General features: G+C 72.7%; 18 protein-coding genes. 10 read left to right on the top strand and 8 right to left on the bottom strand.

The annotated features are described in order from the left end of the window. The first annotated feature begins 36 nt into the window (after window positions 1-36). Entirely contained in the window at window positions 37-963 is a 927-nt protein-coding gene (locus tag ACFYUZ_RS14385) for a pseudouridine synthase (RefSeq protein ID WP_389308824.1), read from the top strand. Here ACFYUZ_RS14385 and ACFYUZ_RS14380 read toward each other — a convergent pair. From ACFYUZ_RS14380 to ACFYUZ_RS14365, 4 genes are all read right to left on the bottom strand, one after another. Next, entirely contained in the window at window positions 947-1,576 is a 630-nt protein-coding gene (locus ACFYUZ_RS14380) for an MBL fold metallo-hydrolase (RefSeq protein ID WP_389308822.1), read from the bottom strand. The genes ACFYUZ_RS14385 and ACFYUZ_RS14380 overlap by 17 nt on opposite strands. Continuing rightward, window positions 1,576-2,661 (bottom strand): S-(hydroxymethyl)mycothiol dehydrogenase, encoded by a 1,086-nt coding sequence (locus ACFYUZ_RS14375; RefSeq protein ID WP_389308820.1) that lies wholly within the window; start codon window positions 2,659-2,661, stop codon window positions 1,576-1,578. Before ACFYUZ_RS14375 ends, ACFYUZ_RS14380 begins: the two co-directional genes overlap by 1 nt. A 122-nt stretch (window positions 2,662-2,783) precedes the next feature. Continuing rightward, a complete protein-coding gene (locus tag ACFYUZ_RS14370) occupies window positions 2,784-4,244 on the bottom strand; it encodes an amino acid permease (RefSeq protein WP_389308818.1) in 1,461 nt (486 codons plus the stop codon). A gap of 180 nt (window positions 4,245-4,424) precedes the next feature. Further along, window positions 4,425-5,126 (bottom strand): FadR/GntR family transcriptional regulator, encoded by a 702-nt coding sequence (locus ACFYUZ_RS14365; RefSeq protein ID WP_041128413.1) that lies wholly within the window; start codon window positions 5,124-5,126, stop codon window positions 4,425-4,427. A gap of 157 nt (window positions 5,127-5,283) precedes the next feature. On the opposite strand from ACFYUZ_RS14365, the gene ACFYUZ_RS14360 reads away from it, so the two are divergent. Together ACFYUZ_RS14360 and ACFYUZ_RS14355 are read left to right on the top strand one after the other, a co-directional pair. Beyond that, window positions 5,284-5,808, top strand: coding sequence for a gluconokinase (locus tag ACFYUZ_RS14360; protein ID WP_389308816.1), 525 nt, complete (start codon window positions 5,284-5,286; stop codon window positions 5,806-5,808). A 55-nt stretch (window positions 5,809-5,863) separates the two neighbouring features. After that, complete coding sequence (locus tag ACFYUZ_RS14355) at window positions 5,864-7,261, top strand: gluconate:H+ symporter (protein ID WP_389308814.1); 1,398 nt, start codon at window positions 5,864-5,866, stop codon at window positions 7,259-7,261. A gap of 53 nt (window positions 7,262-7,314) precedes the next feature. On the opposite strand, the gene ACFYUZ_RS14350 is transcribed toward ACFYUZ_RS14355, so the two are convergent. Together ACFYUZ_RS14350 and ACFYUZ_RS14345 are read right to left on the bottom strand one after the other, a co-directional pair. Then, a complete protein-coding gene (locus tag ACFYUZ_RS14350) occupies window positions 7,315-8,199 on the bottom strand; it encodes a TIGR03619 family F420-dependent LLM class oxidoreductase (protein WP_389308812.1) in 885 nt (294 codons plus the stop codon). Between the two features lie 155 nt (window positions 8,200-8,354). Further along, window positions 8,355-10,010, bottom strand: coding sequence for an FAD-binding dehydrogenase (locus ACFYUZ_RS14345; RefSeq protein ID WP_389308810.1), 1,656 nt, complete (start codon window positions 10,008-10,010; stop codon window positions 8,355-8,357). 82 nt (window positions 10,011-10,092) lie between these two features. On the opposite strand from ACFYUZ_RS14345, the gene ACFYUZ_RS14340 reads away from it, so the two are divergent. The 5 genes from ACFYUZ_RS14340 to ACFYUZ_RS14320 all read left to right on the top strand — a co-directional run bounded on the left by ACFYUZ_RS14340 (window position 10,093) and on the right by ACFYUZ_RS14320 (window position 12,902). Beyond that, window positions 10,093-10,722, top strand: a complete 630-nt coding sequence (locus ACFYUZ_RS14340; RefSeq protein WP_389308808.1) for a TetR/AcrR family transcriptional regulator — start codon at window positions 10,093-10,095, stop codon at window positions 10,720-10,722. A gap of 28 nt (window positions 10,723-10,750) precedes the next feature. Continuing rightward, window positions 10,751-11,515: a glucose 1-dehydrogenase gene (locus ACFYUZ_RS14335; RefSeq protein ID WP_389308806.1), complete on the top strand. Its 765-nt coding sequence runs from the start codon at window positions 10,751-10,753 to the stop codon at window positions 11,513-11,515. 12 nt (window positions 11,516-11,527) lie between these two features. Further along, window positions 11,528-12,073 (top strand): NUDIX domain-containing protein, encoded by a 546-nt coding sequence (locus tag ACFYUZ_RS14330; protein ID WP_389308804.1) that lies wholly within the window; start codon window positions 11,528-11,530, stop codon window positions 12,071-12,073. A 119-nt stretch (window positions 12,074-12,192) separates the two neighbouring features. Then, window positions 12,193-12,588 carry a YidH family protein gene (locus ACFYUZ_RS14325; protein ID WP_389308802.1) on the top strand — a complete coding sequence of 132 codons (396 nt, stop codon included), beginning with the start codon at window positions 12,193-12,195 and terminating at the stop codon, window positions 12,586-12,588. Continuing rightward, window positions 12,585-12,902, top strand: a complete 318-nt coding sequence (locus ACFYUZ_RS14320; RefSeq protein WP_389308800.1) for a DUF202 domain-containing protein — start codon at window positions 12,585-12,587, stop codon at window positions 12,900-12,902. Before ACFYUZ_RS14325 ends, ACFYUZ_RS14320 begins: the two co-directional genes overlap by 4 nt. Before the next feature lie 43 nt (window positions 12,903-12,945). Here the strand turns inward: ACFYUZ_RS14320 and ACFYUZ_RS14315 are convergent, their stop codons facing one another. Together ACFYUZ_RS14315 and ACFYUZ_RS14310 are read right to left on the bottom strand one after the other, a co-directional pair. Next, window positions 12,946-13,881: an NADP-dependent oxidoreductase gene (locus ACFYUZ_RS14315; RefSeq protein WP_389308798.1), complete on the bottom strand. Its 936-nt coding sequence runs from the start codon at window positions 13,879-13,881 to the stop codon at window positions 12,946-12,948. Between the two features lie 45 nt (window positions 13,882-13,926). Then, window positions 13,927-14,562: an NADPH-dependent F420 reductase gene (locus ACFYUZ_RS14310; RefSeq protein WP_389308796.1), complete on the bottom strand. Its 636-nt coding sequence runs from the start codon at window positions 14,560-14,562 to the stop codon at window positions 13,927-13,929. 71 nt (window positions 14,563-14,633) lie between these two features. Between ACFYUZ_RS14310 and ACFYUZ_RS14305 the strand changes: the two genes are divergently transcribed. Both ACFYUZ_RS14305 and ACFYUZ_RS14300 read left to right on the top strand, forming a co-directional pair. After that, the gene (locus ACFYUZ_RS14305) at window positions 14,634-14,984 is read left to right on the top strand and encodes a winged helix-turn-helix transcriptional regulator (RefSeq protein ID WP_389308794.1); all 351 of its coding nucleotides are present in this window, start codon (window positions 14,634-14,636) and stop codon (window positions 14,982-14,984) included. Between the two features lie 80 nt (window positions 14,985-15,064). Further along, window positions 15,065-15,976, top strand: coding sequence for an MBL fold metallo-hydrolase (locus ACFYUZ_RS14300; protein ID WP_389308792.1), 912 nt, complete (start codon window positions 15,065-15,067; stop codon window positions 15,974-15,976). Window positions 15,977-16,089 lie beyond the last annotated feature (113 nt).

Below are 16,089 nucleotides of genomic sequence, written 5' to 3'. Positions count from 1 at the left end.
CTCGTTACGGCTGCAGGAATCACGGCGGTGGGACCGGTGCGACGCAGATCCAAGGCTCCCGCCTCCCCGCTCCCCCAGCTGTACGGGATCGATCCCGTCCGGGTGCGGCTGCCGGAGGACCCCGAGGGGCGCTGGGCGAGCGTCCGGGAGTACCTCGTCGAGCGGTACGGGGCCGCCGTCGGGTCCGGCCGGGTCGAGGGGATGCTGCGGGAGGGGCGGTTCGTCGGGGTCGACGGGCCGGTCGGCGGGGACGAGCCGTACGCTGCGGGGCGGCACCTCTGGTTCCACCGGGACTTCCCCGCCGAGACGCCCGTGCCCTTCCCGATCGGGGTCGTGCACCGCGACGAGCGGATCGTGGTGGTGGACAAGCCGCACTTCCTCGCGACGATGCCCCGGGGGCGGCACGTGACCGAGACCGCGCTCGCCCGGCTCCGGCGTGACCTGGGGCTCGCGCGCCTCCAGCCCGCGCACCGGCTCGACCGGCTGACGGCGGGGCTCGTGCTGTTCGTCGTGCGCCCGGAGGACCGGGGGGCGTACCAGACGCTCTTCCGCGACCGGGCCGTGCGCAAGGAGTACGAGGCGGTGGCGCCGTACGACCCGGCGGTGGAGCTGCCGGTGACCGTGCGCAGCAGGATCGAGAAGGAGCGCGGGGTGATGGCCGCCAGGGAGGTCCCGGGCGAGCCGAACGCCGAGAGCCGGATCGAGCTCCTCGGGCACGCGGGAGGGCTGGGGCGCTACCGGCTGGTGCCCGTGACCGGGCGGACCCACCAGCTGCGGGTGCACATGAACGGCCTGGGGCTGCCGATCCTCGACGATCCGGTCTATCCGGTGGTCCGTGAGGACGGGCCGGAGGACTTCGCGCGTCCGCTGCGGCTGCTCGCGCGGACGCTGGAGTTCACCGACCCGTTCACGGGCGACGAGGTGCGGTTCGAGAGCCGGCTGGCTCTCAGTGGCCGCGCTTGATCCACTCCTCCAGGTGCGGGGCCTCGGCGCCGATCGTGGTGGTGTCGCCGTGGCCGGTGCGGACGACCGTCTCCGGCGGCAGGGTGAGGAGCTTCCCGCGGATCGAGTCGACGATCGTCGGGAAGTCCGAGTAGGACCGGCCGGTGGCGCCGGGGCCGCCCTGGAAAAGGGTGTCGCCGGAGAAGACCGTGCCGAGCTCGGGGGCGTACAGGCAGACCGCCCCGGGGGCGTGTCCCGGGGTGTGGAGGACCGTGAGGTCCGTGCCCGCGATGGTGAGGACCTGGCCGTCGGCGAGCTCGCCGTCCGGGCTGTGGTCGGGGTGGGTGAGCTTCCACAGCGGCTGGTCGGCCGGGTGGAGCAGGATGCGGGCGCCGGTGGCGGCCGCGAGGGCCGGGGCGGCGTCGATGTGGTCGTCGTGGGCGTGGGTGCAGACGATGGCGCGCAGGGCGCGGCCGTCGAGCGCGGCGAGGATCGCCCCGGCGTCGTGGGCGGCGTCGATGACGATGGCCTCGGAGTCGTCGCCGACGATCCAGACGTTGTTGTCGACGTCCCAGGTGCCGCCGTCGAGGCTGAAGGTGCCGGAGGTGACGAGGTGGTCGATGCGGGCGGCCATCAGAGGACCACCACCGAGCGGAGGACGTCGCCCTCGTGCATGCGGGCGAAGGCCTTCTCGACGTCGCCGAGGCCGATGGTCTCGGTGACGAAGGCGGCGAGGTCGATGCGGCCCTGCTGGTGCAGGTCGATGAGCATCGGGAAGTCGCGGGAGGGCAGGCAGTCCCCGTACCAGGAGGACTTGAGCGAGCCGCCGCGGCCGAAGACGTCGAGGAGCGGGAGCTCCAGCTTCATGTCGGGGCTGGGGACGCCGACGAGGACGACGGTGCCGGCGAGGTCGCGGGCGTAGAAGGCCTGCTCGTACGTCTCCGGGCGGCCGACGGCCTCGATGACGACGTCGGCGCCGAAGCCGCCGGTGAGCTCGCGGATCGCCTCGACGGCGTCGGCGGTGCGCGAGTTGACCGTGTGGGTGGCGCCCATCTCGCGGGCCTTGTCCAGCTTCCGGTCGTCGATGTCGACGGCGATGATCTTCGCGGCTCCGGCGAGGCGGGAGCCGACGACCGCCGCGTCGCCGACGCCGCCGCAGCCGATGACGGCGACGGTGTCGCCGCGGCCGACGTTCCCCGTGTTGATGGCGGCGCCGATGCCGGCCATCACGCCGCATCCGAGGAGGCCCGCGACCTCGGGGGCGACGGACGGGTCGACCTTGGTGCACTGGCCGGCGGCGACGAGGGTCTTCTCGGCGAAGGCGCCGATGCCGAGGGCCGGGGAGAGTTCCGTGCCGTCGAGCAGGGTCATCCTCTGCTTCGCGTTGTGGGTGGCGAAGCAGTACCAGGGGCGGCCCCGCGTACAGGCGCGGCAGGTGCCGCAGACGGCGCGCCAGTTGAGGATCACGAAGTCGCCGGGGGCGACGTCGGTGACGCCCTCTCCGACGGACTCGACGATTCCGGCGGCCTCGTGGCCCAGCAGGAAGGGGAACTCGTCGTTGATCGCGCCCTGCTTGTAGTGGAGATCGGTGTGGCAGACGCCGCAGGCCTGGATCCTGACGACGGCCTCACCGGGGCCGGGGTCGGGGATCACGATGGTCTCGACGCGTACCGGTTCGTTCCTGCCGGGGGCGATGACCCCCTGGACGTGCTGCGGCATCGCGAACTTCCCTTCCTCCGACCGGATCTTGTAAGGCTCTTGCGTACCACTATCTCCTGACAAAAGGCGAGACCCCCGCAGGCCGTGCCTGTGGGGGTCCGCCGTCTCCCGTGGGGGGAGTCTCAGCCCTGGTGCGCCGCGGAGGTCGCGCGGACCCGGCGGCGGACCAGGAACCAGCCTCCGACGAGGGCCGCCGCGATGAGCGGCAGGCAGTTCACGGTGGTGCGGCTGATGCCGCCGTCCATCCACATCAGGACGAGGACGGCCGCGAGGAAGCCCAGGGTCACGATCTGGGTGTAGGGGGCCCAGGGCAGCTGGTAGCCGGGGCGGGCGAGCTTGCCCTGCCTGGCGCTGCGCACGAAGAGCAGCGAGCAGATCATGATCATGGCCCAGGTGCCGATGATGCCGATGGAGGCGAAGTTGAGGACCAGTTCGAAGGCCTCGCCGGGCATGACGTAGTTGAGGAGGACGCCGGCGACGCCGAAGCCCGCGGTGAGCAGGATGCCGCCGTAGGGGACGCCGCCCTTGTTCATGACGCCGGTGAACTTGGGCGCGGAGCCCGAGAGCGACATGGAGCGCAGGATGCGGCCGGTGGAGTACAGGCCCGAGTTGAGGCTGGAGAGGGCGGCGGTGAGGACGACGAGGTTCATCACGCCGGCGGCGCCGGGGATGCCCAGCTTGTCGAAGACGGTGACGAAGGGGCTCTGGTCTCCGGAGTACGCGGTGTACGGAAGGATCAGGGCGAGCAGGACCACGGAGCCGACGTAGAAGAGGCCCACGCGCCACATGATCGAGTTGATCGCCTTCGGCATGATCTTCTCGGGGTTCTCGGTCTCGCCGGCGGCGACGCCGCAGAGCTCGACGGAGGCGTAGGCGAAGACGACGCCCTGGATCAGCAGCAGCATCGGCATCATGCCGTTGGGGAAGATGCCGCCGTTGTCGGTGATGTTGGCGAGGCCCGGGGTGTGGCCGCCGACGTCGTGCGAGGTCACGACGAGGAAGATGCCGACGAGCATGAAGGCGACCAGGGCGGCGACCTTGATGATCGCGAACCAGAACTCCATCTCGCCGAAGTACTTCACGGAGATGAGGTTGGCGGTGAGGACGACCGCGAGGGCGATCAGGGCGAGGACCCACTGCGGGATGTCGCTGAACATGGCCCAGAAGTGGGCGTAGGTGGCGGCCGCGGTGATGTCGGCGACGGCGGTGGTCGACCAGTTGAGGAAGTACAGCCAGCCGGCCGTGTAGGCGCCCTTCTCACCCATGAACTCGCGGGCGTAGGAGACGAAGGCGCCGGAGGAGGGGCGGTAGAGCACCAGCTCGCCGAGGGCGCGCACCACGAAGAAGGCGAAGACGCCGCAGACGGCGTACGCGATGAAGAGGGACGGGCCCGCCTGGGACATGCGGCCGCCGGCGCCGAGGAAGAGGCCGGTGCCGATGGCGCCGCCGATGGCGATCATGTTGATGTGCCGGGACTTGAGGTCCTTGCGGTAGCCGGCGTCGCCTGCGTCGACGTGGGGGGAGGCGGCCGGGTTCGCCGGAGCGGCGGACAGCGGCTCGGCCGCGGTGACGCGGTCAGTCATGGAGTTGTTCGCCTTCGTGAGGGGTCTGTGCGGTACCCGGCCGTACCTGGATGGGGGGTCTCCCCGGCACGGCCAGCGCACATACTCACGGCAACGGCGCCCCACTGACTGTGACGCATGTCACTGAACGCCCATATTTGAGCTAGTTCAGAGCTTACGGGCGGGTAACGCCCGGATGAACTACGGGGCGAGGACGTCCAGCTCCTGGAGGGCGCCGACCGCGATCTGGCGGGTGAGCTCCTCGGCGCGGGCGGCGTCCCGCTCCCGTACGGCCTCGGCGACCTGGACGTGCAGGGTGACGGCGGCCGGGTCGGGGTCCTCGAACATCACGTGGTGGTGGGTGCGGCCGGTGAGGACCTCGGCGACCACGTCGCCGAGGCGGGCGAACATCTCGTTGCCCGAGGCGTTGAGCACGACCCGGTGGAACGCGATGTCGTGGACGAGGTACTCCTCCAGGCGCCGGCCGCGCGAGGTGGCGACCATGCCGAGGGCCTGCTCGGTGAGCTCGCGGCACTGCTCGGGGGTGGCGTTCAGCGCGGCCAGGCCGGCGGCGACGGGTTCGACGGCCGAGCGGAGCACGGTGAGCGAGCGGAGCTGGCGGGGGCGGTCGGCGCCGGCGAGCCGCCAGCGGATGACCTGGGGGTCGTACACGTTCCAGCTGGCCGTGGGGAGCACGGTCACGCCGACGCGCCGGCGTGACTCGACGAGGTGCATGGACTCCAGGACCCGCACGACCTCGCGGACGACGGTCCGGGAGACGTCGAAGCGCTGGGCGAGCTCGTCGGTGCGCAGCACGGTGCCCGGCGGGTACTCCCCCGCGGTGATCGCGAGGCCCAGGGTGGCCAGGACGTGGGAGTGGAGCCCCTGGGCCGGTGTCGTCATGGTGATCAGCCTATGCGCGCGGGTCCGGGCGATCACACCCGGGAATTAAAAGTACGACTTTTATGTCACAGACTCTTGAATACGTCGTACCCAATGGGTTTCATGAGCGCGACGGATTCACCGAATCGATGTCGATGAAGACAGCGAGGCACCCCCCATGAGCACCACCCCCCTCACCGCTCCCCCGGTCGTCGTCGTGATGGGCGTCGCCGGGACCGGCAAGACCACCATCGGTCCGCTGGTCGCGGAGGCGCTCGGCCTGCCGTACGCCGAGGGCGACGACTTCCACCCGGCGGCCAACGTCGCCAAGATGTCGGCCGGCGTCCCGCTGGACGACACGGACCGGGGGCCCTGGCTCGACGCCATCGGGGAGTGGGCGCACGGCCGGGCCGGACTCGGCGGGGTCGTGAGCAGCTCCGCGCTCAAGCGGATCTACCGGGACCGGCTGCGTGCCGCCGCGCCCGGGGTCGTCTTCCTGCATCTGACCGGTGACCGGGAGCTGATCGAGGAGCGGATGGCGGCACGCAAGGGCCATTTCATGCCCACCGCGCTCCTCGACTCCCAGTTCGCCACCCTGCAGCCCCTGCAGGAGGACGAGGCCGGCGTCGCCGTCGACGTCTCCGGCACCCCGGAGGAGATCACCGCCCGCGCCGTCGCCGCCCTGCGCGGCCTGGCCGGCTGACCCTCCCCCGGCCCCCCGCACCCCGTCCCCCACCTGCCCGTACGAAGGACACACCGTGACCAGTCTCAGCGTCGAGATCCTGGCAGCGGACGCCGCCGAACCGATCACCTCGGCAGGCAACGCCCAGCTCGGGATCGCCGTGCTCGCCGGCATCGCCGTCATCGTCCTGCTCATCACCAAGTTCAAGCTGCACGCGTTCCTCGCGCTGACCATCGGCTCACTGGCGCTCGGCGCGTTCGCCGGCGCTCCGCTCGCGGACACCATCAAGTCGTTCAGCACCGGACTCGGCAACACCGTCGCCGGCGTGGGCGTGCTCATCGCGCTCGGCGCGATCCTCGGCAAGCTGCTCGCCGACTCCGGCGGCGCCGACCAGATCGTGGACACGATCCTGGCGAAGACCGGCAAGCGGGCCATGCCCTGGGCGATGGTCCTGATCGCCTCCGTGATCGGCCTGCCGCTCTTCTTCGAGGTCGGCATCGTGCTGCTGATCCCGGTGGTGCTCATGGTCGCCAAGCGCGGCAACTACTCGCTGATGCGGATCGGCATCCCGGCCCTGGCGGGCCTGTCCGTGATGCACGGCCTCATCCCGCCGCACCCCGGCCCGCTGGTCGCGATCGACGCGGTCGGCGCCAACCTGGGCGTGACCCTCGCGCTCGGCCTGGTCGTCGCCATACCCACCGTGATCATCGCCGGACCGGTCTTCTCCAAGTACGCCGCCCGCTGGGTGGACATCCAGGCCCCGGAGAAGATGATCCCGGCCCGGCCCTCCGAGGACCTGGAGAAGCGCCCCGGCTTCGGCGTCACCGTCGCGACCATCCTGCTGCCCGTCGTCCTGATGCTGGTCAAGGCGCTCGTCGACATCGTGGTCGACGACCCCGAGAACGGCGTGCAGAAGGTCACCGACGTCATCGGCTCGCCGCTGATCGCCCTGCTCGCGGCCGTCATCGTCGCCATGTTCACGATGGGCCGCGCGGCCGGCTTCACCAAGGAGCAGCTGTCCTCCACCGTCGACAAGTCGCTCGCCCCGATCGCGGGCATCCTGCTGATCGTCGGCGCGGGCGGCGGCTTCAAGCAGACCCTGATCGACATCGGCGTCGGTCAGATGATCCTCGACTTCTCGAAGAGCTGGTCGATCCCGGCCCTGCTGCTCGCCTGGCTGATCGCGGTCGCGATCCGGCTCGCGACCGGCTCCGCCACGGTGGCGACGATCTCGGCCGCCGGCCTGGTCGCCCCGCTCGCCGAGGGCATGTCGACCGGTGAGGTGTCGCTCCTCGTCCTCGCCATCGGTGCCGGTTCGCTCTTCTTCAGCCACGTCAACGACGCCGGGTTCTGGCTGGTGAAGGAGTACTTCGGCATGAACGTCGGCCAGACGATCAAGACCTGGTCGGTGATGGAGACGATCATCTCGGTCGTCGGCATCGTGCTCGTCCTGCTGCTGTCGCTGGTGTTGTAGCCGACCTCGTCCGCGTGGAGGGGCCCCGGGTGTCCGGGGCCCCTCCGCCGTGCTCAGCCCCGCAGCAGGCCCAGGACCTTCACCCCGAGCTCCAGGGCCTCGCCGGGCGAGTCGACCGACTGCTGGAGGTCGACGAAGCAGCCGTCGGCGCCGGTGTCCCGCACGCCGGAGAGCACGCCGGCGATCGCGTCCGCCGTGGCGCCGGGGGCGGGGTTGAAGCGGATCTGCCGGCGCAGCGCGTCCGGGTCGCGGTCCGCCTCCTCGGCGGCGCGCCGCGCCACGTCCCACAGGCCCTCGGCCACCCCGGGCGGCAGGACGGCGCCGACCCAGCCGGCGGCCCGGCGGCCGACCCGGCGCAGGGCCGCGGGGCTGAAGCCGCCCAGGTAGACGGGCGGGCCGGCCTGCTGGACGGGGCGGAGTCCCACGTACGAGACGGGGATGGTCCACCGCTGCCCCTCGTGGCCGAACTCCTCCCGGGTCCAGAAGCCGTGGAGGACGTCGAGCAGCTCGTCGAGGAGGGGGCCGCGCCGGCCGAAGTCGGCGCCGACGGCGGTGTACTCGTCCCGCAGCCAGCCGATGCCGAGACCGACGTCGAGGCGCCCGCCGCTGACCTGGTCGAGCGAGGTGAGGGAGCGGGCGAGCAGGACGGGCGGGTACCAGGGCCCGTTGAGGGTGCTCATGCCCAGCCGGGCGCGGGAGGTCGCGGCGGCGGCGACGGTGAGCACGGTCAGCGGGTCGAGGAAGGTCCTGTACTGGTGGGGGTACGGGTTCTCCGGCGTGTGCCCCGGGTAGAGGTCGCCGGGCTCGACCGGGGTCAGGGCGCGGTCGCCGACCCAGAACGAGTCGAACCCCGCGTCCTCGGCGTCCCGCGCGAAGGCCGCGACGCGGTCGGCGCGGGCATGGGTGCCGTACTGGGGCAGTGCGATGCCTATCTCCATGGCCTCATCCTGGGCGCCGGGGAGGGTCGCGACACGAAGGGCCCGGCGTGTGACCCGTACCACATGCGGGGTCGGGCCCGTCGGACAGCGGGCCCGTCGGACCGCGGGCCGGGGGGCCGTCAGCCGGGCGGGGCCCGTCAGCCGGGTGGGGCCCGTCAGCCGACCGCCTTCGCCGCCGCCCGGCCCGCCGCCCGGCCCGAGAAGACGCAGCCGCCGAGGAAGGTGCCCTCGAGGGAGCGGTAGCCGTGGACCCCGCCGCCGCCGAAGCCGGCCGCCTCGCCCGCCGCGTACACGCCCTCCAGGGGCTCGCCGCCCTCCGTCAGGACGCGGGAGTCGAGGTCGGTCTCCAGGCCGCCCAGGGACTTGCGGGTGAGGATGTTGAGGCGGACGGCGATCAGCGGGCCCGCCTTCGGGTCGAGGATGCGGTGCGGGGACGCCGTGCGGATCAGCTTGTCGCCCAGGTACTTGCGGGCGCCCCGGATCGCCGTGACCTGGAGGTCCTTGGTGAAGGGGTTGGCGATCTCGCGGTCCCGGGCGGTGATCTCGCGGCGCAGGGCGGCCTCGTCGATCAGGGGTTCGCCGGTGAGCGCGTTCATGCCGCGGACGAGGGCGGAAAGGTCGTCCTCGACGACGAAGTCGACGCCGTGGTCCATGAAGGCCCGCACGGGGGCCGGTACGTCGGCGCGGGCGCGGCCGAGGACGTCGCGGACGGACTTGCCGGTGAGGTCGGGGTTCTGTTCGGAGCCGGAGAGCGCGAACTCCTTGCCGATGATGCGCTTGTCGAGGACGAACCAGGTGTGGTCGTGGCCGGTCCGCATGATGTGTTCGAGGGTGCCCAGGGTGTCGAAGCCGGGGAAGAGCGGGACGGGGAGCCGCTTGCCGGTCGCGTCGAGCCAGAGGCTGGAGGGTCCGGGCAGGATGCGGATGCCGTGGCGGGCCCAGATGGGGTCCCAGTTCTCGATGCCCTCGGTGTAGTGCCACATCCGGTCGCGGTTGATGTGGTGGGCACCGGCCTTCTCGGCGATGCCGAGCATCAGTCCGTCGACGTGGGCGGGGACGCCGGAGAGCAGCTTGGCGGGCGGGGTGCCGAGCCGGGCGGGCCACTGCGCGCGGACGAGGTCGTGGTTGCCGCCGATGCCGCCGGAGGTGACGATCACGGCCTGGGCGCGGAGTTCGAAGGCACCCGTCACCTCGCGGCTCGACGCGGTGCCGCGGGCGGCGGTGGAGGGGGCCAGGACCTCGCCGGAGACGGTGTCGACGGCTCCGGCCGTGCGGCCGAGTCCGGTGACGCGGTGGCGGAAGCGGAGGTCGACGAGCCCGCGGGCGGCGCCCTCGCGGACCTTGCGCTCGAAGGGGGCGACGAGGCCGGGCCCGGTGCCCCAGGTGATGTGGAAGCGGGGGACGGAGTTGCCGTGGCCGTTCGCGTCGTAGCCGCCGCGCTCGGCCCAGCCGACCACGGGGAAGAACCGCACCCCGCGCGCGTGGAGCCAGGCGCGCTTCTCGCCGGCGGCGAAGTCGACGTACGCCTCGGCCCACTTCCTCGGCCAGTGGTCCTCGGTGCGGTCGAAGCCCGCCGTGCCGTACCAGTCCTGCAGGGCCAGGGCGTGGCTGTCCTTGACGCGCATCCTGCGCTGTTCGGGCGAGTCGACGAGGAACAGGCCGCCGAAGGACCAGTGGGCCTGGCCGCCGATGGACTGCTCGGGTTCCTGGTCGAGGAGGATCACGGAGCGGCCGGCGTCGACCAGCTCGGCGGTGGCGACGAGGCCGGCGAGGCCCGCTCCGATCACGATCACATCAGCGTCGTAGGACATGGACCGCATCTTGGATACACGGATGTATCGAGTCAACCGTCCGGCCTTTCCGTTTTCTAATGTCGAGCATTAATATGAGGACATGGCAAGGACGTCAGGGCCCGAGACCCGGGAGAAACTGATCCGCGCGGCGGAGGAGCTCTTCGCCGCCCAGGGCGTCGACGGCGCACAGCTGCGCGACGTCGTGGCACGGGCCGGACAGGCCAACCCCTCCGCCGTGCAGTACCACTTCGGCTCGCGCGCGGGGCTGCTCGACGCGGTCATGGCCGGGCGCCAGGCCCGTACGGAACAGGTGCTCGCCCCCCTCCTCGACGCCGCCGGCGAGGACCTGGCGGACCTGGTCGCCGCACTCGTCACCGCCGAGTCCGGGGAGCTGCGCACCGACCGGGGCCGCCGCTGCCTGCGGATCTCCGCGCAGCTCAGCCACGAGAGCGGCGTGCGCACCCGCACCCCCCACCCCACGCTCGCCGGCACCGCCTACTGGCGCCTGATCGAGCGGATGGCGGACCGGCTCGCCGCCGACGGCCTGCCCGAGCCGCTGCTCCTGGAGCGCCTCGACCTGGCGCTGACCGTGGTGGGCGCGGCGATGGCGGACCGGGCCCGGCAGTACCTCGACGGCACCGAGCCCCTCACGGACGAGCCGCTCTTCCTCGCCGACCTCGTCGAGACCACCACCGCGCTTCTCCGGGCCGCACAGCCCCGGAGCGTCTGAAGACCCGAAGACCCCGAAGGGATCCCTCATGAACGACCTCACCGGCAAGACCGTGCTCATCACCGGCGGCGCCCGCGGCCTGGGCGCCGAGGCCGCCCGGCAGGCCGTGGCCGCCGGCGCGAACGTCGTGGTCACCGACGTCCTCGACGAGGACGGCAAGGCCACCGCCGAGGCGCTCGGGGAGCGGGCCCGGTTCCTCCACCACGACGTGACCTCCGAGGAGGAGTGGGCGGCGGCGGTCGCCTTCGCGGTGGCGGAGTTCGGCGGGCTGCACGGTCTGGTGAACAACGCGGGCATATCCACCGGCGCGCTCCTGGAGACCGAGTCCGTCGAGCACTTCCGCAAGGTCCTCGACATCAACCTGACCGGTGTCTTCATCGGCATGAAGGCCGCGATCCCGGCGATGAAGGAGGCCGGCGGCGGCTCGATCGTCAACATCTCCTCGGCCGCCGGCCTGATGGGCCTGGCCCTGACCGCCGGGTACGGCGCCTCCAAGTGGGGCGTGCGCGGTCTGACGAAGATCGGCGCGGTGGAGCTCGGCACGGCGAGGATCCGCGTCAACTCCGTCCACCCCGGCATGACCTACACCCCGATGACGGCCTCCGTCGGCATCGAGCGCGGGGAGGGCAGGTACCCGAACACGCCGATGGGCCGGGTCGGCGAGGCCGACGAGATCGCGGGCGCGGTCGTCTTCCTCCTCTCGGACGCCGCCTCGTACGTGACGGGCGCGGAGCTCGCCGTGGACGGCGGCTGGACGACCGGTCCGACGGTCAAGTACGTCATGGGGCAGTGATTTCATGGGCGCATGAGCGCCTCCGAAGAGATCCTCGACGTCGTCGACGAGCAGGACAGGGTGATCGGGCAGGCCCCGCGCGGTGAGGTGTACGCGCGGGGCCTGATCCACCGATGCGTCTTCGTCCGGGTCCGGGACGCCGAGGGCAGGGTCTTCGTCCACCGCAGGACGCCGACGAAGCTGGTCTTCCCCTCCCTGTACGACATGTTCGTCGGCGGGGTCGTCGGCGCCGGCGAGTCCTACGACGAGGCCGCGCTGCGGGAGGCCGAGGAGGAGCTCGGCGTGTCCGGGCTGCCCCGCCCCGAGCCGGTGACGCGGTTCCTGTACGACTCCGGGGGCGTGGCCGGGAAGTGGTGGTCGGCCGTCTACGAGGTCCGCTGCGAACTGCCGGTCGACCCGCAGGCCGAGGAGGTCGCCTGGCACGGCTTCCTCACCGACGAGGAGCTGGCCGCCCGGCTGCCCGGGACGGCGGACGCCTGGGAGTGGGTGCCGGACGGCCTCGCCGCGTACGAGCTGCTGCGGGCGGAGGAGAACGGCGGCGCGCGTCCGGCGGGCTGAGACCCGGGCCGGCGCGGAACGGACCGGGAGCCGGTGCCGGTGCCGGCGGGCCGATCTCGTGGAACGGGGCCCGCGGCCGGTGCCGGGCGGGCCGATCACCCGGCCGTTAGGGTGCACAGGTGAGCGATTTCGTGCAGAGCCTGCGACTGTGGTTCGCGCCGCAGCGGATCCGGGACGAGGGCGACACGCCCGACTACCGCTTCTCCCTCGCCAACGAGCGGACCTTCCTGGCCTGGATCCGGACCGCGCTCGCCCTGATCGGCGGCGGCTTCGCCGTCGACCAGTTCCTGCCGGACCTGCGCTGGGGCGTGCGCGTCGGGCTCGCGCTCGCGCTGCTCGCCGCCGGTGTGCTGTGCGCCCTGCGGGCGGTGAACCACTGGGTGCGCTGCGAACGGGCCATGCGCCGGGGCGAGGACCTCCCGGTGTCCCGGTTCCCGGCGCTGCTCAGCCTCGCGGTGGCCGTCGTGGCCCTCGCGATGGTGGTGCTCGTCGTCTTCGGCTGGGCCGGACGGTGAGTTCGGCCGGTGAGGCCCGGGATCCGGGACTCCAGCCGGAGCGGACCCGGCTGGCGTGGCGGCGTACGACCCTGTCGTGCACGGTCGTCGCGGTGCTCGCCGTGAAGCTGGTGGTCAGCGACGAGGTCACGGCGCGGGAGCTGACCGGGCTCGCGCTCTCGTCCCTGGTGTGGGTCGCCTTCCTGGCCGTGGCCCACCGCAGGATCCGTTCCCTGGGCGCGGCCCGGCCGCTCCCGCTCTCCCGTCGGGGCGCGCTGCTCGCCACGGTGTGCACGATCGCGCTCGCCGCCCTCGGGGCGACGGTGATCTGGTGAGACCGCGCCAGGGGCCGTCCGGCGGAGCAGGCCCGGAGAAGGGCTAGGGGACGGTCACCACGACCTTGCCGTTCAGGCCGCCCGCCGCGTTGGCGCGCTGGGCCTCGGCCGCCTGCTCCAGGGGGAACGTCCTCGCCACCCGTACGGTGAGGACGCCCGCGTCTGCCAGGTCGGCGAGGACCGCGAGGTCGGCCGCGTCGGGACGGACCCAGAAGTAGCGGCCGCCGAGGGCGAGGACCTCGCCGTCGGCGATCGAGGCCAGGCGGCCCCCGGGGGCGAGGAGCCCGGCGGAGAGCTTCAGGAACGGTCCGCCGATGGTGTCGAGGACGGCGTCGACGCCCTGCGGGGCGAGGGCGCGGACCTGGTCGGTGAAGGTCTCCTCGTCGTAGCGGACGGGCTCGGCGCCGAGCTCCGCGATCCGCTCCAGGCCCGCCTCCCGGGCCGCGCCGATCACCCGGCAGCCGAGGTGGCGGGCGATCTGCACGGCCATCGAGCCGACCCCGCCGGCCGCCGCGTGCACGAGGACGGTGTCGCCGGGGCGCACCGCGAGGGCCTGGGGCCGTTGGAGCACCTGGTACGCGGTGAGGCCGACGAGCGGGAGGGCCGCGGCCTCCTCGAACCCGAAGGCGCGGGGCTTGCGGGCGAGGGTGCGGACGGGGGCGGCGACGTACTCGGCGAAGGTGCCGTGCGCGAGGACGTCCTCGCGGACGTACCCCATGACCTCGTCCCCGACGGCGTACTCGGGGACGGAGACGCCGAGCCGGACCACGACGCCGGAGACGTCCCAGCCGGGGACGACCGGGAAGACGGCGTCGAGCATGCCGTCGAGATACCCGGCCTGCGCCTTCCAGTCCACGGGATTGACGGCGGCCGCCCGCACCTCGACCAGGACCTCGTCGGGGCCGACCTTCGGATCGGGCAGCTCGCCGTACTCCAGCACCTCGGGGCCGCCGTACCGGCTGTAACTGATCGCCTTCATACCCCCGACCCTCGGTGCGACCGGGCCGGCCCGCAAGCCGGGGCGTCAGCCGCCGAGCGCCGCCGGCGGCGGGAGCATGGCGCGCGGGTCGCGGCCCGAGGTCCAGAGGCCGATGAGGAAGGCGGTCGTCGCCTCCAGGAGGTCCGCGTGGGCCAGCGGACCGGCGACGAACGGGGCGCAGCCCAGGTCGGCGGCGAGGGCGGAGACGAGCGCGAGGGCCTCCTCGTCGTCCCCGCACAGGGGGACGGCGACCGGTCCGTCCGCGAAGACGGGCGGGGTACGGCTCCACACCGCCGGCGTCACGTGGTTGAAGGCCTTCACCACCCGGGCTCCCGTCGCCGCGGCGATGGTGCGGGCGGCGCCGGGGCCCTCGCCGGTGGTGAGGACAGGTCCCGGACCGACGGCGTTGGTGCAGTCGATCAGGATCCGGCCGCCGAACGAGCCGACGGGGCCCGCCGCTTCGAGGGCCGGCAGGACCGCGTCGTACGGCAGGGCCAGGAGGGTCGCCTCCCCGAAGCGGGCCGCCTCGGCGAGGGTGCCCGGCCCGGCCCCCGTGCTCGCGGCGAGCGCGGAGGTCCGCTCCGCGTCCCGGCCGCCGACGAGGACCTCGTGGCCCGCCCCGACCCATCCGCCGCCGAGCGCCCGTGCCATCGCTCCCGTACCCAGTACTCCCACCCGCATGGGGCGTCCTCCCTCACGTACCGTTGCCGCGTGCTGTCGTGAACGACCGTAGGCAGGGGGCGACTTACCAGATGGTTACCGACCGGCTCCTCGCGGACTGCCGGGCGCGGCTCGGCTTCGACCTGCTCTCCCACACCTGGAACGGGGTCGTGCTGTACGCCCTCGCGGACGGACCGCGCCGCCCCGGCGAACTGCGGGCGGAGATCGGCGGGATCAGCGCGAAGGTGCTGACGGAGACGCTGCGGCGCCTGGAGGGGTACGCCCTGGTGGAACGGCGGGCGTACGAGGAGACGCCGCCCCGGGTCGAGTACGCGCTGACCGCGCTGGGCCGTTCGCTGCTCGGACCGATCGAGGCGCTGGGCCGGTGGTCGGCGGAGTACGGGGACGCCTTCGCGGCGGCGCAGGGATGGGACGAGGAGTAGTCCGTTCCGGCTTCCCCCGGGCCGGGGCCGACTGGCAGTCTTCCCCCTGTCCAGTCGGGCTCTCATCCGGGGGAATCCCTTTGTCTGCCACCGATCCCTATGTGGTCACGCTCGCTCCGCACGTGCACGCCTTCGTCCAGCCCGACGGCGGCTGGTGCCTGAACAACGCCGGGTTCGTCGGGGACGCGGACGAGTCGCTGCTCGTCGACACCGCCGCCACCGAGCGGCGCGCGAAGCTGCTGCGCGAGGCGGTGCTCGCCGAAGGGCTGCCGCTGCCCCGCACCATCGTCTCCACCCACCACCACGGCGACCACACCTACGGCAACGGGGTCTTCCGCCCCGAGGCGCGGATCGTGGGACACGAGAACTGCCGCTCCGAGCAGCTCGCGGCCGGCCACCAGCTCCATCTGCTGTGGCCGCAGACCGACTTCGGACGGGTCGACATCCTGCCGCCCTCCGTGACGTACAGCGAGCGGCTCACGCTGTACGTCGGCGGGATCGAGGTGCGGCTGCTCCACCCCGGCGCCGCGCACACCACCGGCGACTCGATCGTCCATCTCCCGGAGCAGGGCGTCGTCTTCACCGGCGACCTGATCTTCCACGGCGGGACGCCGTTCCTGCCGATGGGTTCGCTCGCCGGTTCGCTGCGCGCGCTCGACCTGCTGCGCTCCCTCGACGCGTCGACGGTGGTGCCGGGGCACGGACGGGTGACCGACCCCACGGCGTACGACACCACGGAGCGGTACCTGCTCTGGGTGCGGGAGCTCGCCGTCGAGGGGTACGCGAAGGGGGCGACGCCCCTGGAGACTGCCCGGCGGGCGGAGCTCGGCGAGTTCGCCGCGTGGCGCGAGAGCGAGCGGCTCGTGGCGAACCTGCACCGGGCGTACGCGGAACTGGAGGGGCTGCCGGAGGGGTCGCCGCTCGATCCGGTGGCGGTCTTCGGGGACATGGCGGCGATGAACGGAGGCGTGCCGGTGGCTTGCCACGCCTGACCTCCCCCGCCCGCCACGGGGGCGGTGCCCCCCGCCACCCCCGTTGTGGGCAGGCGTTCCGCAAGGGGCGGAACGGGTGGGCACAACGGAACGGCGCCCCTGCCGGCGCCAGA

Origin of the sequence: Streptomyces sp. NPDC004266 (assembly GCF_042874095.1) — a bacterium.
Lineage (GTDB): Bacteria > Actinomycetota > Actinomycetes > Streptomycetales > Streptomycetaceae > Streptomyces.
Note: the sequence above shows the minus strand (reverse complement) of the source record. Positions and strands in the feature narration are given on the sequence as shown.